General features: G+C 67.0%; 21 protein-coding genes. 4 read left to right on the top strand and 17 right to left on the bottom strand.

Annotated elements, in window-relative coordinates; genetic code table 11:
• Window positions 1-199: 199 nt before the first annotated feature.
• The 8 genes from B5X90_RS00605 to B5X90_RS00570 form a co-directional block, all read right to left on the bottom strand.
• Window positions 200-1,189 (bottom strand): cyclase family protein, encoded by a 990-nt coding sequence (locus B5X90_RS00605; RefSeq protein WP_079549592.1) that lies wholly within the window; start codon window positions 1,187-1,189, stop codon window positions 200-202.
• Window positions 1,186-1,443 carry a hypothetical protein gene (locus tag B5X90_RS00600; RefSeq protein ID WP_079549591.1) on the bottom strand — a complete coding sequence of 86 codons (258 nt, stop codon included), beginning with the start codon at window positions 1,441-1,443 and terminating at the stop codon, window positions 1,186-1,188. The genes B5X90_RS00605 and B5X90_RS00600 overlap by 4 nt, the downstream gene beginning before the upstream one ends.
• A gap of 11 nt (window positions 1,444-1,454) precedes the next feature.
• Window positions 1,455-2,792 (bottom strand): TRAP transporter large permease subunit, encoded by a 1,338-nt coding sequence (locus B5X90_RS00595; protein ID WP_079549590.1) that lies wholly within the window; start codon window positions 2,790-2,792, stop codon window positions 1,455-1,457.
• Window positions 2,793-2,867: 75 nt separating this feature from the next.
• Entirely contained in the window at window positions 2,868-3,656 is a 789-nt protein-coding gene (locus B5X90_RS00590; RefSeq protein WP_079549589.1) for an NAD(P)-dependent oxidoreductase, read from the bottom strand.
• 19 nt (window positions 3,657-3,675) lie between these two features.
• Window positions 3,676-4,305, bottom strand: coding sequence for an RraA family protein (locus B5X90_RS00585; RefSeq protein WP_079549588.1), 630 nt, complete (start codon window positions 4,303-4,305; stop codon window positions 3,676-3,678).
• Window positions 4,306-4,342: 37 nt separating this feature from the next.
• Window positions 4,343-5,347, bottom strand: coding sequence for a tripartite tricarboxylate transporter substrate binding protein (locus B5X90_RS00580; RefSeq protein WP_079549587.1), 1,005 nt, complete (start codon window positions 5,345-5,347; stop codon window positions 4,343-4,345).
• A gap of 63 nt (window positions 5,348-5,410) precedes the next feature.
• On the bottom strand, window positions 5,411-6,913 hold the full coding sequence (locus B5X90_RS00575; RefSeq protein ID WP_079549586.1) for a tripartite tricarboxylate transporter permease: 1,503 nt from the start codon (window positions 6,911-6,913) through the stop codon (window positions 5,411-5,413).
• A 2-nt stretch (window positions 6,914-6,915) separates the two neighbouring features.
• Complete coding sequence (locus tag B5X90_RS00570; RefSeq protein WP_079549585.1) at window positions 6,916-7,419, bottom strand: tripartite tricarboxylate transporter TctB family protein; 504 nt, start codon at window positions 7,417-7,419, stop codon at window positions 6,916-6,918.
• A 134-nt stretch (window positions 7,420-7,553) separates the two neighbouring features.
• Here B5X90_RS00570 and B5X90_RS00565 point away from each other — a divergent pair, with 134 nt between their 5' ends.
• Complete coding sequence (locus B5X90_RS00565; protein WP_079549584.1) at window positions 7,554-8,357, top strand: IclR family transcriptional regulator; 804 nt, start codon at window positions 7,554-7,556, stop codon at window positions 8,355-8,357.
• 196 nt (window positions 8,358-8,553) lie between these two features.
• On the opposite strand, the gene B5X90_RS00560 is transcribed toward B5X90_RS00565, so the two are convergent.
• Together B5X90_RS00560 and B5X90_RS00555 are read right to left on the bottom strand one after the other, a co-directional pair.
• Entirely contained in the window at window positions 8,554-9,762 is a 1,209-nt protein-coding gene (locus B5X90_RS00560) for a thiolase family protein (RefSeq protein WP_079549972.1), read from the bottom strand.
• A gap of 49 nt (window positions 9,763-9,811) precedes the next feature.
• Window positions 9,812-11,224: an AMP-binding protein gene (locus B5X90_RS00555; RefSeq protein ID WP_079549583.1), complete on the bottom strand. Its 1,413-nt coding sequence runs from the start codon at window positions 11,222-11,224 to the stop codon at window positions 9,812-9,814.
• A 58-nt stretch (window positions 11,225-11,282) separates the two neighbouring features.
• Here B5X90_RS00555 and B5X90_RS00550 point away from each other — a divergent pair, with 58 nt between their 5' ends.
• A complete protein-coding gene (locus tag B5X90_RS00550) occupies window positions 11,283-12,170 on the top strand; it encodes a KPN_02809 family neutral zinc metallopeptidase (protein WP_079549582.1) in 888 nt (295 codons plus the stop codon).
• A gap of 67 nt (window positions 12,171-12,237) precedes the next feature.
• Here the strand turns inward: B5X90_RS00550 and B5X90_RS00545 are convergent, their stop codons facing one another.
• The 7 genes from B5X90_RS00545 to B5X90_RS00515 all read right to left on the bottom strand — a co-directional run bounded on the left by B5X90_RS00545 (window position 12,238) and on the right by B5X90_RS00515 (window position 18,323).
• Entirely contained in the window at window positions 12,238-12,834 is a 597-nt protein-coding gene (locus B5X90_RS00545) for a hypothetical protein (protein ID WP_079549581.1), read from the bottom strand.
• A 232-nt stretch (window positions 12,835-13,066) separates the two neighbouring features.
• Window positions 13,067-13,399: a metal-sulfur cluster assembly factor gene (locus tag B5X90_RS00540; protein WP_018772973.1), complete on the bottom strand. Its 333-nt coding sequence runs from the start codon at window positions 13,397-13,399 to the stop codon at window positions 13,067-13,069.
• A 13-nt stretch (window positions 13,400-13,412) separates the two neighbouring features.
• Entirely contained in the window at window positions 13,413-14,210 is a 798-nt protein-coding gene (gene sufC, locus B5X90_RS00535) for a Fe-S cluster assembly ATPase SufC (protein WP_079549580.1), read from the bottom strand.
• Window positions 14,211-14,298: 88 nt separating this feature from the next.
• Window positions 14,299-14,658 (bottom strand): non-heme iron oxygenase ferredoxin subunit, encoded by a 360-nt coding sequence (locus tag B5X90_RS00530; protein WP_028275514.1) that lies wholly within the window; start codon window positions 14,656-14,658, stop codon window positions 14,299-14,301.
• Window positions 14,659-14,689: 31 nt separating this feature from the next.
• On the bottom strand, window positions 14,690-15,976 hold the full coding sequence (sufD, locus tag B5X90_RS00525; protein ID WP_079549579.1) for a Fe-S cluster assembly protein SufD: 1,287 nt from the start codon (window positions 15,974-15,976) through the stop codon (window positions 14,690-14,692).
• On the bottom strand, window positions 15,976-17,439 hold the full coding sequence (gene sufB / locus B5X90_RS00520) for a Fe-S cluster assembly protein SufB (RefSeq protein WP_026537378.1): 1,464 nt from the start codon (window positions 17,437-17,439) through the stop codon (window positions 15,976-15,978). The genes sufD and sufB overlap by 1 nt, the downstream gene beginning before the upstream one ends.
• A complete protein-coding gene (locus B5X90_RS00515) occupies window positions 17,439-18,323 on the bottom strand; it encodes a helix-turn-helix transcriptional regulator (protein WP_256859987.1) in 885 nt (294 codons plus the stop codon). Before B5X90_RS00515 ends, sufB begins: the two co-directional genes overlap by 1 nt.
• A 105-nt stretch (window positions 18,324-18,428) precedes the next feature.
• Here B5X90_RS00515 and B5X90_RS00510 point away from each other — a divergent pair, with 105 nt between their 5' ends.
• Together B5X90_RS00510 and B5X90_RS00505 are read left to right on the top strand one after the other, a co-directional pair.
• Window positions 18,429-19,397, top strand: coding sequence for an ABC transporter ATP-binding protein (locus tag B5X90_RS00510; protein ID WP_079549577.1), 969 nt, complete (start codon window positions 18,429-18,431; stop codon window positions 19,395-19,397).
• Window positions 19,394-20,206 carry an ABC transporter permease gene (locus B5X90_RS00505; protein ID WP_256859986.1) on the top strand — a complete coding sequence of 271 codons (813 nt, stop codon included), beginning with the start codon at window positions 19,394-19,396 and terminating at the stop codon, window positions 20,204-20,206. Before B5X90_RS00510 ends, B5X90_RS00505 begins: the two co-directional genes overlap by 4 nt.

The raw sequence follows: 20,206 nt of genomic DNA, 5'->3' as shown, positions 1-20,206 counted from the left end.
GGTCCCACGGGGGGTAGGTAACTGGACATGCCCTCCCGCGGACTGAGCCGCTGGACATATGGCCGCAATGCCCAGTCCGGGCACCCGAGAATGGGCATGTCCTTCCCCGGACAGGAACAGACATGTCCGGTGCCCGTTCGCAGGCCGGCAACTTTGGCCGCATCAGACGCCCCCGGCCCGGCCGGCGGCCTCGCCCGGTTCACATCACTGCGGTGGCGTTGGCTGGCGACCCGGTTCCTCCGGTGATGTTCAGCGGTTTGATGCTGATGAGTGCGTCCCAGCGACCGGTAGTGGTCATGTGCCGGCTGAGGGGTCCAAGCCGCCACAGTTCCCCGAGGGGCATGCCGAGTTTGGCCAGAAGTTGCTGGTGCATCATGCCATGATCGTTTGGGGCTGAATCTCTGAAGGGACTTCCGGGCACGGCGGGCAGGCATTCGAGGGCGAAGTTATCGGCCGCGATGAGTGCAAGCCGGTTGTCCCAGGCCCAGGCGACGAACTCCTGTGACTGGGCGATGCCTGTGGCCCGCCGGCCGTCGCGGGTCCGCTGTTTCTCTTCAAGGCTCAGGGCCAGGAACCATTCGCACCATCCGGTGTGGAGCATGAGGACATCACCCGGGCGGATGGTGAGGTTTTGGGCTCGGACGGCTGTTTGGATCAAGTCGAGGCTGAGGGGTTCGCCGCCCGCGTGGTCGATCGGTTCGCCGAGGGCGTTGCGGTGCCCGTCGAGGTCGACAAGCACTCCCCTGCCAACGATGGGCTTGTCGGCCCATTGCTGGATGCCTAGGTCCGGGGTGCCTTCCCGAATCCGGTCATCCGGTGTGCCGTTATAGAAGCCGATGTCGTCCGCCCGGCGGTGCCGGAGTCCGTCGATCTGTGTGGAGCCCTGGAGGTAGTAGCCGTCCAGATAGTCGTCGCGGTGGGCAGGGTGGGAGGAGTAGATGGTGTGGCGCGGTGCGCTGCGTTTGAGTGACATTCCGGGATCGAAGGCGTCGGCAGGGTAGTCCAGGCCGAAGACCGTGCCGGTTCTGATGCACTTCGTTGCTTCCAGGATGGTGTCCTGCGTGATGAAGGACGGCGTTCCGCGCCCAGGTTCGGGAAACAATCCCCAGGACGTCGCGGCTAGCCCACCCTCCCTTTCAAGCAGTCGGGCAAACGTCGGGTATGTTCCGTCCCCGGCAAGGAATGTCATCGCGTCGCCGCTTCCTGCCGTGTCTGTTCCTGTTTCTGGTGACTGTTGTAGCTGAGGAGGAAGCCGGCGACCGCACACACCGAGGCAGCGATGCACAGAAGGGGCTTGAACACATCATTGAAGAATCGCAGCCAGTCACCTTGCCCGGCGATGAGGGCGATGGCTTGGCCTGCCACGAACAAGACGCCCCCAAGGAGGAGCAGGGCGAGTGTTAGTACAAAGATGGCCTGGATGGCTCGTCTGGTTTGCTGCATGGCTTGTTCCTTTAGATCGGCAGGATGCCGACGATGATCAGCACGCCGATTCCCAGCAGTGGCAGGGCGTAGTGGGTGAGCAGGCGGGAGAAGGTCTTGACCGGGTTCACGTCGGCGATGCCGCAGGCGACGTAGAGCGGTGCGCCTCCGGGGGGAACGGCTGCTTCGCAGGAGGAGAAGATCAGCACGGCGACGGCGGCGGTGGTGGCTGGGACGCCGGCGGCCACGAGTGTGGCGACGCCGACGGTTCCGACGGCGGCCATCGTGGCCGTGGCGGAGAGGGGCGCGGCGACGGCGATGACGATCAGCCCGATAAGGATGGCGAGGAGCCACAGGGGCAGGTTCAGCTGGTTGAGCAGGGCGGTCATCTGCTGGGGCAGGCCGGTGGCGGCGAGGGCGTTGGCGCCGGCGAAGGCGAAGACCACGGTGATGCCGACGATGCCGAACCTCGGGGCAGAGTCCTGCAGCAGGGTCCACCAGGCGCGGCCGCTGCCCGGAAGCTTTTTCCTGCCCAGCAGGGCGCCGGTGATGAGGAGGACGACCGGAATCCAGACGATGACGCTGACGGTCTTGGTGACGTCTCCTCCGGTCCAATCGGACAGGGCCGTGGCGACGGCGCCGGAGGTGATGATCAGCGGGACGGCCACCACAATGAAGAGCAGCAGGGTGGCCCAGCCGCGCCCGAAGGCTACGCGGGCAGTCAGCCGGTGTGCGGGGTCCAGCGGGGACATCCCGCTCTTGCGGATCAGCAGCCAGGTAACGATGAGCCGGTGCAGGAAGCACCAGAGGCCGCCGATGAGCAGGGGAAGAACGAGCGAATTGACGTTTAGCAGGGGGCCGACGGTGGCGGATCCGACGAGGACAAACATGGAGGCGCTGAACGGGAAGGTGATGCCCATGCCGGCATTTCCGGCCACGAGCGTCGCGGCCGAGGGCTTGTCGAGCCTGGACTTCTCCATCCACGGGATGGTCACCGAGCCGACGGTCGCGGCGATGGCAGCCTGGTTGTGCACGACACCGCCCAGACCGGCGGACGCCACGGTGGACACCCAGGCCGGGCCCCCCTTGACGCCGCCGATCATGGAGTTAAGCAGGTCGATGAGCCGGTCCAGCACGCCGGTCTTGTCCAGCAGGTAGCCCATGAACACGAAGGCCATAGTGGCGTAGACGATTTCGTCCGTGGCGGCCGAGTACAGGGAGGACCAGCCGACCTGTGCCGCAGCGGCCCCCGTAAACGGGAGCACTGCCAGGAAGCCGAGGATCATGGCTTCTCCGACGCTGCGTTTGATCAGTGTCGTCCAGAGCAGGATGACGGCGAGGTAGGCCCCAAGGGCCCAGATGCCGTTCATGCTTCTCCTGACAGGGAATCTCGTACTGAAAGGTTCATCGTTGGTTCCTGTAAATGATTCTGCCTGATGCCGGGGTCAGTGCAAGGACGGCGTCACCGACGCCGTTTCCTGGGCCATGCGCGTCAGGGCGGTGGCCGAGGCTGCCGTCATGTCGGCAGGTACCCCGAGATCGGAGAGATAGCTGGCGGTGTCCTGCATTTCCTTGGAGCGGCGCAGGGCGTGTTTGGCGGTGCCGGTCAGGAACCTGTCAATGACGGCGTGGCCGTCGCCGGCGAGTTGCCCGGCGATCTGCGCCCGGATCCAGTCCTCCAGGCCGGCTGCCCGTCCGGCGGTGACCGCTTCGACGACGACTGAGGCCATGCCTTTCATCAGGACGCTGCGGAGCAGTTTGTGGGCCATCGCCGCCCCCGGTTCCCCGTCGGCCATTTCGACGTCGGCGCCCAGCGGCGACAGGAGGCCGGCCACTGCCCGGGATCCGGGTCCGCTCACCATCAGGGGTGTCTTTACTCCCTGGGTGGGGACGGGCCCCAGAATGGCGACGTCGGCGAAAAGCGCCTCGCCGGGCAGCTGCCCCAGTTCCTGCATGACCCGCGGTGAAGAGGAGGTGAAGTCCGCATAGCAGCTGCCGGCCGGCAGGACCGGCAGGCATTCCTGGGCCACGCTTCGCGCGGCGGCCGCGCCGGTGAGGACGAGAACGATATCCGCGCCGGCACAGGCTTGTGCTGCGGTGGCGGCCCGGATGACGCCGGCCGGCGTGGAGGGTGCGACGGGATCGAATCCTTTCACGCTGTGGCCCGCGGCGACGAGGGCGGCCGCGTAAGTGGCTCCGGCCTCACCGAGGCCGATGACGGTGCACGTTGTCATTGTCTTGTGTCTTTTCTGTCTAGTGGCGGTCGGCGATGATGGCGGCCCGGCGGCTGGTTTCCTCGGCGAAGACGGCCTCGGCGGCCTCTGCCACCGTCAATGCCTGCGCCCTGGGGATGACGACGACGCCGTCGGAATCGCCGATGATGACATCTCCTGGCAAAACGGGGACCCCGCCGAAGGAAATTGGCGTGCCCAGACGGGAGGGGCCGTTCTTGTACGGGCCTGCCGGGGTGATGGCGCGGGCGAAGACGGGCATTCCGATCTCACTGAGGGCCTCGGCGTCGCGGGCTGCGCCGTCCAGTGCGAAGCCTGCGATGCCGAGGTTGATGGCGCGTTCGCCGATGAGTTCGCCCAGCAGTGCCCGGGATTCGTCCGCGCCGCCGGAGACGACTATCACGTCTCCGGGGTGGGCGAACTGCAGGGCGCGGTGGATGCCTTGGTTGTCCCCTGGGCGTGTCCAGACGGTGAAGGCCGGTCCGGCGAGGCGGGCACCGGGCCAGATGGCCTGGATGGCTGAGTCTGCGATTCCGAGGCGGTCCATGGCGTCGCCGATGTTGGCGGCGGGCAGTTTGGCGAGGCGGTCGATCACTTCCTTGTCGGGGCGGGCGAAGTCTGCGTCGATGTCCTCAAGGACGGGCGTTGTCATGATGGTTTCTTCCGTGGAGAGGGGTTGGTTACGAGGGCTAGTCTTTTTTCTGAACCAGCGGGAGTACCTTCTTGAAGTCCTCCTCCTGGCCGGCCCAGAACTTCTCGTAGTCGCTGCCGGAGAGGTAGCTGGTCTGCAGGCCGAGAGCGCTCATCTTTTCCTTGACGGTCGGGTCCTCGATGGCCTTCTGCATGGCGGCTTCGAGTTTCTTGGCAACGCCGTCAGGCAGGCCGGCCGGGGCCGAGTAGCCGCGGACGGTGCCGGCCGTAAGGTCATAGCCGGATTCCTTGAAGGTGGGAGCATCCGGCAGCGAGGGTGCGCGCTCGGCGGTCATGACGCCCAGGACGCGTGCTTTGCCCTGTTTGGTCAGGTCGGTCACGTCACTGACGTTGGCGACCAGGACATCCACGTGCTTGCCGAGGAACGCGGTGGTGGCCTGGGAGGCGCCTTCGGAGAAGTGCACCGGGGCGAACTCGGAGCCGGTGGCCTCCTGGATCTGCGCCAGGGCAAAGTGTTCGCCGGTCTGCAGCCCGGTGGTGCTGGCGGTGAGTGACTTCGGGTTTGCCCTGGCGGCGTCGAGGAGTTCCTTCAGCGTCTTGAAGGGGCTGTCAGGCTGGACTGCGATGACGGTGGGGTCGATGACCTGGCGGCCGAGGGGCTGGAAGCTGGCCCGGGTGTATTTGGCGCCGCGTGCGGGATCCAGGGGTGAGACGACGACGGACGGTGAGCCGGTTGCGCCGATGGTGTAGCCGTCGGGCTTGGCGCTGGTCAGTGCTGTGTAGCCGATCTGTCCGCCGGCGCCGGGCTTGTTGATGACCTCGACGTTGGTGCCGAGTTCCTTCTCCAGGATCGGCTGGACGAGGCGTGCTGCGGTGTCCACGGCCCCGCCGGAGGAGAAGGCCACGATCAGGTCGATGGACTTGCCCTTTTTCGGGAAGTCGTCCCCGGATGCTGCGTTGTTGGCGCTGGCGTTGGCGCCGCAGCCGGTGAGGGCGATGAGGGCTGCTGCGGCGATGGCTGCGGTGATTTTCTTGCGTGACAAGGGTCTTCTCCTTTGAAGAGGTGGGAACTAGAGGGTTGATAGGTAGTCGGACGTGAGCTCGGTTTAGGCTTCGGGGTCCTCGGTGAGGGCCTTGGGTTTACGGAACTTGAGCAGCGGGCTGCAGATGATCAGCACGCCGACGCCGATCAGCACGGCGGAGATGGGGCGGCTGGTGAAGACGCTGAAGTCGCCTTGGGAGATTTCCAGGGATTCGCGCAGTGAGCGTTCCATCAGCGGGCCCAGCACCAGGGTGAGGACCATCGGTGCCAGCGGGATGTCCAGGTTCCTCAGGGCCAGCCCGAGGAGGCCGAAGCCGATCATCACGAAAACGTCGAAGACGCTGAAGTTGATGGTGTAGGCGCCGATGACCATGAAGAGCAGGATCAGGGCGGTCAGGATGGGGGTGGGAACGCGCAGGATGGAGGTCCAGAGGCCGACGAGGGGGACGTTGAGCAGCAGCAGCAGCACGTTGCCGATGAAGAGGCTGGCGATGATGGCCCAGGCGATCTCGGAGTGGTCGGTGAACAGGGCGGGTCCGGGCGTCAGGCCCTGCTGGAGGAACGCGCCCATCAGCACGGCGATGGTCGGAGATGCCGGGATGCCGAGGGTGAAGAGCGGGATCAGGGCGGCATTGGCGTGGGCGTTGTTGGCCGTTTCGGGACCGGCGACGCCTTCGACTGCGCCCTTGCCGAGTTGGTGGCGGAAGCGGGAGAACTTCTTTTCCGCGGCGTAGGACAGCAGGGACGAGACTGATCCGGTCATGCCGGGAATAAGGCCGAGTCCGAAGCCGACGCCGGTGCCCCGGGCCATGGCGGGGGCGCTGCGCCGCCATTCTGTCCGCGTCGGGAGCAGTGAGCGCATGCCGGGGGCATGAACCAAGGGACTCTCCGCGTTTTTGCGGTAGGACAGGACTTCGGAGAGCCCGAAGACGCCGACGATGACGGCGACGAAGCTGACGCCGTCCAGGAGCCTGTCCATCCCGAAGGTGAAGCGCGGGGCGCCGGCGACAGGGTCGATGCCGACCATGGAGATCAGCAGGCCCAGGGCCCCGGAGATGATGGCCTTGACCATGGACTTTCCGGCCAGGGCAACAAGCAGGGATATACCGACGACCATAAGCGCGAAGAACTCGGGCGGCCCGACGAGCAGGCCAAGTTCACCCAGGGGTTTGGCGGCGGCGACCAGGCCGATGGTGGCGACGGTTCCGCCGATGAAGGATCCGACGGCGGCCAAGGTCAGTGCCGCACCGGCCCTGCCGAGTTTGGTCATTTGATAGCCGTCGATGGTGGTGATCGCGGATGACGCCTCACCCGGGGTGTTCAAAAGGACGCTGGTGATGGTTCCGCCGTACTGGGTGCCGTAGAAGATGGCGCACAGCATGATGATCGAGCCGGCGGGATCCAGGTTCAGGGTGAGCGGGATGAGCAGGGCCACGCCGGCCACGGGGCCGACACCGGGAAGGACGCCGATGATGGTGCCGAGCAGGCAGCCCAGGAAGGCAAAGAGCAGGTTTTGCCAGGTCATGGCGGTGGCGAAACCGCCCAGCAGTTCGTTGATTGTGTCCACGTCTAGAGTCCGATCAGGTTCAGCGGGGCGAAGGCCGATACGGGAAGCGCGACGTTCAGCCCGTAGTTGAAGGCATAGAACGCGCCGACGCTTCCGGCGAGGGCGATGATCAGCGAGGACACCCAAGTCCGGCGGCCGCGCAGTTTCAGGTGATAGAGCAGGAACAGGAACATGCTCAGCTGAAAGCCCAGCAGGTCCATGACTGACGCCAGCACAACGAGGCTGAGGACGACTGAGATGACCACACCCCGGTCGATCCCCTCGGCCCGCTCGCTGGGCCGGCGCAGTTCCTGGAGCAGCCAGAGGGCCGACATCGCGACCAGCACCCCGCCCATGGCGAACGGGAAGAGGCCGGGGCCAGGGCCCAGCGACGTCCACAGGCCAAGGCCCACCGAACTGACCAGGACATACACGCCGACGGCCGTGAACATGCCGATGCCGATAAGCACCGACGGAGCGACGCGGATGGCGCGCTCGGGTTTAGTCAGTAGTGACTCCGTTGTCATCGTTTCCTTCTTATGTTCCGTGCTTACGTTCCGCGATAGTCTCTTTCATAGAATGAAAGAATATTTCGCCTGAAGAAATAGTGACAGGGGACACAACGCCTGTCAAGCGCAGTGAAGTTACATAGAATGAAACAATGACAGTGACTTCGACACATTCGGCCGGCTCCGCTGAAGAGGGCGGCCCCAAAGCCGGGAACATGCGCTCCCTGTCCAGGTCGATGGAGGTTTTCGCCGAACTCCAGCGTGCGGAGCGGCCACAGCGCCTCAGTGACTTGGCCAGGACTTGCGGGATGAGCCTGCCGACCACACTGCGGATCTTGCGTGTGCTGCAGGATTTCGGCATGGTCAGCCAGACGGACAAGTCCTACCGGATAGGGCCGGCAGTCCTGCCGGCGGCCCGAAGCTACCTGGAGAACGACCCACTCGTTGTTGCCGCGCGGCCGATCCTCCAGCAGGTGGCCTCGCAAACGGGACTCACGGCATCGCTGTACACCAGGCTGGGCTTTGAAAGGATCCTCGTAGCACGTGTCGACGGCGACTCGCCCCTCCGCTATGACCTTCCGCTGGGTAAGCGCCTCCCCCTCACAGTTGGAGCGGCCGGGAAGATCCTTCTGGCCTCGGTTTCCGACGTGGAACTCCGGCAAGTGGTGGCTGCGGCCATCGCGGCGGGCCATGAGGACAGTGCATTTACTGCCGACGAGCTCCGCGCACGCCTGCCCGAACCCGGCGTGGATTACGCGTATTCCGCGGATGAGCGCGCCACCGGTGTGCTGTCGGTCGCCGTCGCTGTGCCGAACGGATCCCGTCGTCCGAGTGAATCCATGGCGCTGACCAGCCCCGTCGAGTCCGCCACCGAAGCCAGCCTCGAGGCCGGCGTTCCTGAACTCCGTCGCGCCGCCGGCCGACTCTCAGAGCTGTTGGAAGGATCCGTTTACTAGGCGGGATCTCACTACTACCGCCTGACCGCATTGCCGGCTCCTCGGCCAAAAAATGGACATGCCCCTTCCTCACTGTCAGGACAGGGCATGTCCGCCCCGGGTGCATGGGCATGCCCTCCCCTGCCCCCGGCCAGTGGACATGTGGCCCATATGTCCACGCTCCGCGGCGAAGAATGGACATGTCCCCCGTTCGCGGTCAGGTGATGCGTGCGTAGCCCAGCAGCGCGGCCGTGCCCATGCCGCCTGCGATGCTGATCATCGCCAGGGCAAGCTGGCCCGGCTCCGGGGACCTGCGGGCCTGGGCCAGCAGCCGGGTGACCAGGACCGCGCCCGAGGCTCCATAGGCGTGACCGAGGGCCAAAGCGCCGCCGTCGAGGTTGGCCCGGTCCGGGTCGATTCCCAGCTGGTCAAAGCACGCGAGCGTCTGGGCCGCGAAGGCCTCGTTGAATTCCACCAGGCCCACGTCCGCGGCCGTCAGTCCGTGTGCCGCGAGGAGCCGTTCGGCCGCCACGGCCGCTCCGATGCCCAGCAGCTGCGGCGCCACCCCGGCGGTGTCGGTTCCCAGGACCAGCAGCCCGTCGGCGGCGCCCAGCTGCCGGGCCCGCTCCACGGATGTGACGACGACGGCGGCGGCACCGTCGGCGTCGAAGCAGGAGTTACCGGCCGTGACCGTGCCGCCGCTGGCAAAAACGGGCGGGAAACGGGCCATCAGGGCCGGGCCAAGACTCAGCCGCGGACCGTCGTCGGCTGCCGCGGACGCCCCGGAACCGGCGGTGAGGGGCACGATTTCGGCGTCGAACGTCCCGGCAGCCGCGGCTGCCAGGGCGCGCCGGTGGCTGCGGAGCGCGAAGGCATCCTGGCGTTCCCGGCTGATGCCGAAGCGGGCGGCCACGTTCTCGGCCGCCACCCCCATATCGGGATCGCCGAAGCTCAGCGGCGCGAACTGGGCCCGGCTGTAAAAGTCGGGGCTGCCGTCGTCGTTGCGGTGCGCCCGGAGCGGAGCCGTGCTGATGCTCTCCACGCCGCCCGCGAGGTACAGGCCGCCGCCGCCCGCCGCGACCAGCCGGGAGGCCAGGACGATCGCGTCCAGACCGGAGCCGCATTGCCGGTCCACGGTGACGCCGGGGACGGTGACCGGCAGGCCTGCCTCCAGCGCGGCGAGCCGGGCCACGTTTCCGCCGCCGCCCACGGCGTTGCCGATCACGACGTCGGTCACGGACCCCCGGGCGGGGCCGTCGCCGGCATCGGCGAGCAGGCTCCGGAGCACCGGAGCCAGGAGTTCGTGGGCGCGAAGCTTTTTCAGCGCCCCGTTGGCGCGGCACAGCGGCGTCCGGCGCGCGGCGATGATCACCGGCTGCCTGTCCTCGGGCACCAGCCCGGGGAACGACAGCCCTGGGAAAGACAGCCCGGGAACAGCCGGCCCCGGTGCTGCCGGCCCGCTGCCGGCGAGCGGCTCAGCCAAGACGCCGGATCCTGGGATCGTTCCGCGCTATCCACTCCAGCAGCAGCTGCCGGCTGATCTTGCCGCGGTCCGTCAGGGGCAGCTCCGTCAGCACGAAGTACTCCAGCGGGCGCTTGTTCCGCGCCAGCACATCGTCGATCCCGGACCGCAGCTGGGTCGCGGTGACCGCCCCGTGCGAGGGAACGACGCCGGCCACGACGCGTTTGCCGCGAAGATCGTCCGGCATGCCGGCCGCCACGGCCGCCGCGACGCCCGGGACGGAGGCCAGCGCCATCTCGACCTCATGCGGGTAGACGTTGGTGCCGGCGGTGATGATCATGTCGGAGCGGCGGCCCAGCATGTGCAGGGTCCCGTCGGAGAGGTAGCCCTGGTCCCCCACGGTGTACCAGCCGTCAAAACAGCGCAGCGCCTGGCCGTCGTCACCCCACAGGTAGCCGTTGCTGACCATGCCGCTGCGGACGCAGATGTTGCCGTCGCTGCCGTCCGGGAGTTCGGCGCCGTCGTCGTCGAGGATGCGGATATCGACGCCGGGAAAGGGCTTCCCGATGCCGGTCCCGCCCGGCTCGACAGGCTCGCCCGGACGCAACCCGGCGCCCGAGACGAAACTGAGCTCGGAGGCGCCGTAGTACTCGAAAATGGTCGCGTTGGGGGCCCAGCGCCGGGCCGCCTCCAGCGTCCGGGCGTCCAGCTTGGAACCGGCGCAGATGATACTGCGGATGCCGGAGGCATCGACACCGCCGGTCAGGCCCCGCTCGCTGAGCAGCCGGAGCATGGTGGGCACCAGGACCAGTCGGGTGATGCCGTCGTGGCTGACGGCCGTGTGGGCGGCGCCGACGTCGAAATGGTCCAGGCTGTGGAACTCGGCGCCGGCGTACAGGCATTCGGCGAGAGCGTACAGGTTCAGGCTTGCCGCGAGCGGTCCGGGAGCCAGGGACTTGTCGTCCTGCGTCAGTGCGAAAAATTCAATCGAGGCTTCGAAGGATTCCTGCCAGGACCGCCGCGAGCGGGTGAACGCCTTGGGGACCGAGGTGGTGCCGGACGTCAGGCCGACCAGGAACGAGGTCTCCGGCGGCCCGTCGACCAGCTCGGTCCCCACACCGGGAACCGCATGCGCCGGACCTGTTTCCGTCCCGGCGATGCGTGCGGTGATGCCGTCCTGGAGTTGCTGGGGCCAGGCCGGGTCCAACACGGCGCACTGCCGCTCACCAGCGACGGCCGCGGCGAAGGCAACGGCGAAGTGGGTTGAATTTTGTTCGGACAACACAGTGATGGCCGGCGCCGCGGGCACCAGGGCCGCCGCTTTGTCCCGCAGGCGGGACCAGCTGAGGTGCTCTCCGGCCACGACGACGGCTGTCTCGTCGGGACGGTCATCGGCCCAGCGCTGGAGTCTGTCGAGAAAAGGCATCGAACCAACTTTAGCGTTGCCGGGCGCCCCGGCTGCGTGTGCGGGATATTGTGACTCCATGAGCTTTAACGACAACGCCCCGCTGGACCCGTCACAAGTCCAGGACCGCCGCGGGATGGGCCGCGGCCCGATGATCGGCGGCGGGATCGGCGGCGGCATCATCCTGCTGCTGGCAGCCCTCTTTGGCATCAATCCCCAGCTTCTCGAGGGTCTGGCCGGCACCGTCCAGGAACCCCAGACGCAGAGCCAGGGCTCTGCCCCCGCCTGCCAGACCGGCGCCGACGCCGACGCCCGCCTCGATTGCCGGATCACCGGCACGGTCAACAGCCTGAACGCCTTCTGGCCGGCCTATCTGTCGCAGTACAACACCAAGTACCCGCGGCCGAAGGCGGTGATCTTCACCGGCGGAACCAACACCGGCTGCGGCGCCGCCACCTCCGAGGTGGGGCCGTTCTACTGCCCGGTCGACACCACGGCGTACTTCGATCCCGGCTTCTTCCAGGAGCTGGTGGACCGGTTTGGCTCCTCCGGCGGCCCCCTGGCGCAGGAATATGTGGTGGCCCACGAATTCGGCCACCACGTCCAGAACCTGCTCGGCGACCTCGACCGGGCGCAACAGGACCCGCAGGGCCCCGGTTCCGGGGGTGTCCGGGTTGAGCTCCAGGCCGACTGCTACGCGGGGCTGTGGGCCCACTATGCAACGACGCAGGCGGATCCCAAGACCGGCCAGCCCTATCTCGAGCCCTTCACTGACCAGGACGTGAAGGACGCCCTGTCGGCGGCCTCGGCCGTCGGTGATGACCGCATCCAGAAGGCCGCCACGGGCCGCGTCTCACCGGAGGCATGGACCCACGGATCAAGTGCCCAGCGGCAGAAGTGGTTCTACCAGGGGTACACCACCGGGGACATCAACAAGTGCGACACGTTCGCGGTGGCCACGCCCTAGCTCCAGCCCTCTGGTCCCAGCTCTCTGGACCAACCCTCTGGTCCAACCCTGGTCCAAGCCCGCGGGTTCACCCGCGCGGCCAGCGCCGGACCGGGACCTCGACGTAGCTGAGGAAGCCGGCGTGGCCCAGGTGCCGGTGCTTCGGATGCCACACGGGCCGGTACTGGTGCCCGAAGGGGTCGGTCACCAGGACCGACTCCAGCCGGTCGTTTCCGGCCAGGAGGCGGTCGACGTCGGCCAGCGCATTGCGCCGCGTGGCCAGGCCGTCGATGTCCAGGCTCCATAGCCCCAGCTCGGCATCGGTTCCGCGTTCCAGCTGCAGCGTCTCGAACAGTCCGGCCACGAGCCCGGCGAGCCCGGCGGGGTCAACCCGTTGCAGCCGGTGGGACTCGGGATGCACGTCGCGGGCCTCGGCGAGGGCCTGGCGCAGCCAGTGGAACTCTACTGATCCCAGGGGCGGTCCCAGGCGCAGGTGGCGGTTCTCGTCCAGCTCCAGCCGGTACGTAGTGGCGCTGCGGTCAATGATGCATGGAGCTTCGCCGACATATTCGAAGTCGGCCAGCAGGGCTTCCCGGGACCGGTAGTACGAGAAGTCGCCGCTGTCCTCGACGACCACAAAGTCCTTGCCGGCATCGGAGGGCCGCGGCGGTGGCGTGGCATCCATTCCCGTGTGCCTCCTGTTCGACGCGGTCCGAAGGGTGTGGATCCGTTGTCTTTATCAGACCACCGCCGGGACGATATGGGAACGGCGGCGCAAACACCGGCGGGAACGCCGGAAGGAAATGACGACGGCGGCCCCGCCTCAATGAGGTGGGGCCGCCGTCGTCGTAACTAGGGGCCTCCGCCGCCGAGGGTTCCCTGGCCGAGCGAAGCGAGGCTAGGGAGGCGGTGGGGATCTAGATGTTGAAGCCCAGGGCGCGCATCTGGTCGCGGCCGTCCTCGGTGATCCGTTCCGGACCCCATGGCGGCATCCACACCCAGTTGAGCCGCCAATCGTCGACGATCCCGTCCAGGGCCTTGCCGACCTGCTCCTCGATCACGTCGGTGAGGGGGCAGGCAGCGGTGGTGAGTGTCATGTCGATGAGCAGGGCGCCGTCGTCGTCCGAGTACTTCAGACCGTACAGCAGGCCCAGATCAACGATGTTCACCCCGAGTTCCGGGTCGATCACATCCTTGAGCGCCTCTTCGACATCCTCGAGGCCCGTGCGGGCCACATTGAGTTCGGTCATTGGGGGGTCCTAACTACGCCTGGGCTGCAGCCGAGGCGGCAGCGATGGTGGCCGCCCCTGCGCCGGTGGCGTAGCGGTCGTAGCCTTCGTCTTCGAGGCGGTCGGCGAGCTCCGGGCCGCCCTCTTCCACAACCTGGCCATCGACGAACACGTGCACGTAGTCAGGCTTGATGTAGCGCAGGATCCGGGTGTAGTGCGTGATGAGCAGGGTGCCCATGTTGCCTTCGCCGTGGGCGCGGTTGACGCCCTCGGAGACAACCTTGAGCGCGTCGACGTCCAGGCCGGAGTCGGTCTCGTCGAGGATGGCGAACTTCGGCTTGAAGAGCTCGAGCTGGAGGATCTCGACGCGCTTCTTCTCGCCGCCGGAGAAGCCTTCGTTGACGTTGCGCTGGGTGAAGTCGGCGTCGATGCGCAGCTGCGCCATGGCCGCCTTGACGTCCTTGGTCCACGTGCGCAGCTTGGGGGCTTCGCCGTCGATCGCGGTCTTGGCGGTGCGCAGGAAGTTGGTCATGCTCACGCCCGGGACCTCGACGGGGTACTGCATGGCGAGGAACAGGCCGGCGCGGGCGCGCTCGTCAACGCTCATGGCGAGGACGTCTTCACCGTCGAGGGTGATCGTGCCGGAGGTGACGTTGTAGCGCGGGTGCCCGGCGATGGTGGACGCCAGCGTGGACTTGCCGGAGCCGTTGGGGCCCATGATGGCGTGCGTCTCGCCGGTCCTGATGGTCAGGCTGACGCCCTTCAGGATTTCCTTGGTGCCCTGCTCGGTGTCAATGCTGACGTGCAGGTCCTTGATCTCAAGAGTCGACATGTGTCTTGTTCTCCTCTGCACCGTGCCCTCGGCACTGTGCGTTTTCTTGGCGATAAGTTTTCTTGTGCGGGTTGCCGGCTGCAGGCAGCTAGCTGAAGGTGGGAGCCTCGGCGCCGTTCAGGACGTTGGTGAAGTCCACGTAGACCTCGTCATCCAGGACGGTCACGGCGAACACGGGAACGGGATCATAGGCCGGCAGCTGGAGCGGCTCGCCGCTGCGCAGGTCGAACTGGGAGCCGTGGCCCCAGCACTCGATCTTGCAGCCTTCGACTTCTCCTTCGGAGAGGGAGATGTCCGCGTGCGAGCAGGTGTCGCCGATGGCGTGGATCTCCCCCATCGAGTCCTTCACGATCGCTACCGGGTAGTCGTCGATCAGGATCCGCAGCGCCTGCTTGAGTTGGATCTCGCTGGCGTTGCAGACTAGCTCGCCTTTTGGCTGTTCAGTCATTGATGTCGTCCGTGTTCTCTCGTGCTGCGCACTAGTGGTTGGTCGCCGCGAGTTCGCGCTCGACGGCTTCCGTGAGGCGCTCTTCGATGGCCGGAACGTTGATCTTCTGGATGATCTCGTTCAGGAACCCGCGGACCACCAGGCGGCGGGCCACCTCTTCCGGGATGCCACGGGCCATCAGGTAGAACAGGTGCTGATCATCGAATCGTCCGGTGGCGCTGGCGTGGCCGGCGCCGGCGATCAGGCCGGTCTCGATCTCAAGGTTCGGCACGGAATCGGCGCGGGCGCCGTCGGTCAGGACCAGGTTGCGGTTGGCCTCGTAGGTGTCGGTGCCTTCTGCTTCCTTGCGGATCAGAACGTCACCGACCCAGACGGTGTGCGCGTTGCGGCCCTGCAGGGCGCCCTTGTACAGGACGTTGGACTTGCAGTTGGCCACGGCGTGGTCCACGAACAGGCGCTGCTCGAGGTGCTGGCCGGCGTCGGCGAAGTACAGGCCGAACAGTTCCACTTCGGCGCCCGGGGCGGTGAAGCGTGCCGAGGGCGTGACGCGCACGAGGTCCCCGCCGAGGCTGACCACGATGTGCTTGAGCTTCGCGTCGCGGCCGAGCTTCGCCTGCTGGGAGGAGGCGTGGACGGCGTCGTCGTTCCATTCCTGGAGCGAGATGACGGTCAGCTGCGCGCCGTCCTCAACGAGGATTTCGATGTTTTCCGAGACGACGGCGGTGCCCTGGTGGTCCAGGACGACGACGGACTTGGAGAACTTTTCCGCGACGATCACGACGTGCTGCGCGGAGGCTTCGGTGCCCTGGCCGGTCAGCAGCACGCTGACCTCGCCTTCCACCTGTACCTCGGACGGGACCGTGATGACGGTGGCCCCGGTGAAGTTCTCCCAGGCGTTCGCGGAGACGCGGTCCTCGGGGATGGCGGCGGAGCCGATCCGGCGGTCGTCACGGCCGACGGTCTCGACCCTGACGCTGTCCGGAGCGGTGACGCTCACGGCCGGCGCCGCACCGGCGAGGACCTCGGTGTGCAGGCCGCGGAGGCGCTTGAGCGGGGTGAAGCGCCAGTCCTCCTCCATGCCGGTCAGCGGCTTGAAGTCCGCCAGCTTGTAAGAGGTCAGGCGGCCGGCGCGTGAGCTGTCCGGTACGCCGACGCCGCCGCCGTGCGAGTGGCGCTTGACGGCTTCGCCGGCCAGCGGCGCCTTGGACTCCGCGGCGTTCAGCGGTGAGAGGCTTTCGCCTTCCTCGGTGAAGCCGTTGATGAACGGCTGGGCTGAGGGCGCGCCGATGCGGGCCTTTTCAGTAGTGATGTCAGTCATTAACCGACCGATCCTTCCATCTGCAGTTCAATCAGTCGGTTCAGCTCGAGGGCGTATTCCATCGGCAGTTCGCGGGCAATCGGTTCGATGAAGCCGCGGACGATCATCGCCATGGCCTCGTCTTCGCGCATGCCGCGGGACATCAGGTAGAACAGCTGCTCTTCGCTGACCCGCGAGACCGTGGCCTCGTGACCCATCGTGACGTCGTCCTCGCGGATGTCGATGTACGGGTAGGTATCCGACCGGCTGATGGTGTCCACCAGGAGGGCGTCGCAGCGGACCGTGTTGGCCGAGTGCTTGGCGCCTTCGCGGACCTGGACCAGGCCGCGGTAGGCAGCACGGCCGCCGCCGCGGGCCACGGACTTGGAGATGATCGAGCTCTTGGTGTTGGGCGCGATGTGGACCATCTTGGAGCCGGTGTCCTGGTGCTGGCCTTCGCCGGCGAACGCGATGGACAAGGTCTCGCCCTTGGCGCCTTCGCCCACGAGGTAGACGGCCGGGTACTTCATGGTGACCTTGGAGCCGATGTTGCCATCGATCCACTCCATGGTGGCGCCCTCTTCGCAGATGGCGCGCTTGGTGACCAGGTTGTACACGTTGGTGGACCAGTTCTGGATGGTCGTGTAGCGGACGCGGGCGCCCTTCTTCACGATGATTTCCACGACGGCGGAGTGCAGCGAGTCCGAGGTGTAGATCGGCGCGGTGCAGCCTTCGATGTAGTGGACGTAGGAGTCCTCGTCCGCGATGATCAGCGTGCGCTCGAACTGGCCCATGTTTTCCGTGTTGATGCGGAAGTAGGCCTGCAGCGGGATGTCCACGTGGACGCCCTTGGGCACGTACACGAAGGAACCGCCGGACCAGACGGCCGTGTTCAGCGACGCGAACTTGTTATCGCCCACCGGGATGATGGTGCCGAAGTACTCCTGGAAGATCTCCGGGTGTTCGCGCAGCGCGGTGTCGGTGTCGAGGAAGATGACGCCCTGGGCTTCCAGGTCCTCGCGGATCTGGTGGTAGACCACTTCAGACTCGTACTGGGCGGCGACGCCGGAGACGAGGCGGCTGCGCTCGGCTTCCGGGATGCCCAGCTTCTCGTAGGTGTTCCGGATGTCCTCGGGCAGGTCTTCCCAGGTTGCGGCCTGCTTCTCGGTGGAGCGCACAAAGTACTTGATGTTGTCGAAGTCGATGCCGGACAGGTCCGCGCCCCAGGTGGGCATGGGCTTGCGGTCGAAGTACTTCAGGCCCTTGAGGCGAAGGTCGAGCATCCATTCCGGCTCGTTCTTCTTGGCCGAAATATCGCGAACAACGTCTTCGTCGATGCCGCGGCGGGCGTTGGCCCCGACGTCGTTCTTGTCGGCCCAGCCGTACTCATAGGTGCCAATTCCGTGGAGCTCGGGATTCTTTTCCAGAATCTCCGAAATCACAGTAGAGTCAGCAACCTTCTTCTCTGATAGTTGGTCCGTCATCACGGCCTTTCTTGGAGATGGTTGGATACTTCGTCCGGGTTGACCGGTGCAGCGGGACTGGGGGTCCCGACGGCGGCTGGACGGCCCGTAGGTATATGGGTGGTGCAGACGTGCCCGCCGCGCGCCAGGGTGGACAGCCGGCGCACATCGACGCCGACCAGCCGGGAGAACACTTCGGTCTCCACGTCGCAGAACACGGGGAACTGGGCAGCCAGGTGCTGGATGGGGCAGTGCCCCTGGCAGAGCTGGACGCTGGAGAGCGCCGCCGGGAGCGGGGCCCTGGCTTCGATCGACTGCGCCGAGGCGACGAAACCGTCGCGGCTCAACGCCGCGGAGAGAGCCTGGGCGCGGGCCGTGATGTCCGGTCCGGCCTGCTCGATCTCCGGTGCGTAGCGGCGCTCCATGTCGGCGAAACGCTCGACGGCGAACTGCCGCACGGCCTCGGGGCCGGCCGCCTCGCCGAGGCGGCGCAGCGCCACGGAGGCGATGTCGAGGTAGTCGTTGCCCAGGTTCGACTGGCCCTGGGAGCTCAGAACGTAGCGGCGGGCGGGACGTCCGGCGCCGGCACCCGCGCGGGCAACCCGCTTGACCTCAATCACTCCGCTGCGGGCGAGGTGGTCCAGGTGGCGGCGCACGGCGGCCGGAGTGAAACCCAGGAGGTCGCCGAGTTCGGCTGCGCTGATGGGTCCGTGTTCCAGGACCGCGTTCAGGACGCGGTCGCGCGTACGCTCTTCGGCGTCGTGCGTGTGGGTGCCGGCGGCCGCGGGAACGGCGTCCGGAACAACCGCCACGTGTGCCCGGGCAGGCCTGACGCGCGCGGTGCCGCGCCCGGACGGGACTGCAGACGCAGCGGTTCCGGACGCAGAGGGGCTCATGGAATACACAACACAATCATGTCGTAATTTAGTCCGGCATTCCAGTAAGGCATGGCTTGCCTGCGGGACCGCCCCTCCGGGAAGCCGACGTACTACATCGCGTAGAATGCTGTGGTGCGATCTCCCGAATCCCCCGTTCTGACCATCAGCGGGCTTGTCAAGGATGTTGGTCCACTGCCCACCCTCGACGGCAAGATGCTGCGCGTGGTCAGCGGCCTTTCCCTCATCGCCGAACGCGGCCAAGTCACGGCCCTGCTCGGCGCCAATGGCGCGGGCAAGACCACCACCATCGAATGCGCCCAGGGGCTGCAAAAGCGCACCGCCGGCGACATCAGCCTACTCGGCCACGACCCGGATTCGGCCGGCGCAGGCCTCCGCGCCCGGGTGGGCGTGATGCTGCAGGACGGCGGCCTGCCGCCGTCGGCCCGGCCCATCCCCCTGCTGCGGCACATCGCCGGCATGTACCAGGACCCGTGGCCTGTGGATGAACTCATCGGCCGCCTGGGCATCGACACCTTCAGCCGCACCAACGTGCGGCGCCTGTCCGGCGGCCAGAAACAGCGCCTCGCCCTGGCCGCGGCGCTGGTGGGCAATCCGGAGGTCCTGTTCCTCGACGAGCCCAGCGCGGGCCTCGACCCGCAATCGCGCCAAATGGTCTTCGATCTCATCTCCGAACTGCGGAACAGCGGCATGGGGATCATCCTGACTACGCACCTGATGGACGACGCCCAACGCCTGGCGGATTACGTCTACATCATCGACGCCGGCCGCAACGTCGCCGAGGGCACCGTCGCCCAGCTCCTGCGCCACCAGCTCCCGGCCGGCGACACGTCGCAGCACATCCGCACCTTGTTGTTCGAAACCGAACCCGGCCTGGACTTCGCCGGCGTGCTGCCCGACGGCGTCGACGTCACCGAAGCGCGGGCCGGCAGTTACGCCGTGACCGGAGCCCTGACCCCCGCCGACCTCGCCGCGATCACCGCGTGGTGGGCCCAGCGCGGGATCATGCCCAGCTCGCTGAGCCTTGAAGCGCGCAGCCTCGAGGACGTCTTCCTGGACATCTCCGGAAGGGAGATCCGATGACCCGCGTAACAGGTGGCGCCCCGCTGGAGAGCGCACGCCGTGCCGGCGTGCCTCCTGCCGTGCATGGGAGTGCCCCCGCTTCCCTGCTGCGCCGCATCCTGCTGCAGGGGCAGTACGAGACCGTCACCATGCTCAGGAACGGCGAGCAGCTGATCCTCGCGATCGTGCTGCCGCTGCTGGCCATGGTCGGCCTGACCGTGACGCCGCTGCTGGACGGACTCGGTTCGAGCCGCATCAATGTCGCCGTCCCCGGCATCCTGGCCCTGTGCGCCATGTCCACGGCCTTCACCGGGCAGGGCATCTCCACCGGCTTCGACCGCCGCTACGGCGTCCTGCGCTTTCTTTCCACCACACCCCTGGGCCGCACCGGCCTGATTGCGGGAAAGGTCCTGGCCGTCCTGGCTGTGCTGTTCCTGCAGGTGCTCATCGTGACCGCGGTGGCCCTGCTGCTGGGCTGGCAGCCCAATCCCGCGGGCTGGCTGCCCGGGCTGGCCATCCTGGTCCTCGGCGCCGCCGCCTTCACAGCACTCGGGCTGCTGGTCGCCGGGACGGTCCGGCCGGAGGCGACCCTGGCCATCACCAACCTGCTCTGGATCCTGCTCGGCGCGCTGGGCGGAATCGTGATTCCGGCCGAACGGCTCCCGGCGCTGGCCCAGGCTGTGGTGCACTTCCTCCCCTCCGGCGCGCTGGGCCAGGCGCTGAGGGATGCTTTCCTGTACGGCAGCGTCAATGGTGCCGCCGTTCTTGTCCTGCTGCTTTGGACGGCGATCGCCGGCGGCGCAGCAACCCGTTGGTTTAAGTGGAATTGA

The sequence above is a fragment of the Arthrobacter sp. 49Tsu3.1M3 genome (genome assembly GCF_900168135.1).
In the GTDB taxonomy this organism is placed as follows: domain Bacteria; phylum Actinomycetota; class Actinomycetes; order Actinomycetales; family Micrococcaceae; genus Arthrobacter.
This window is presented reverse-complemented; position numbering and strand designations above follow the sequence as displayed.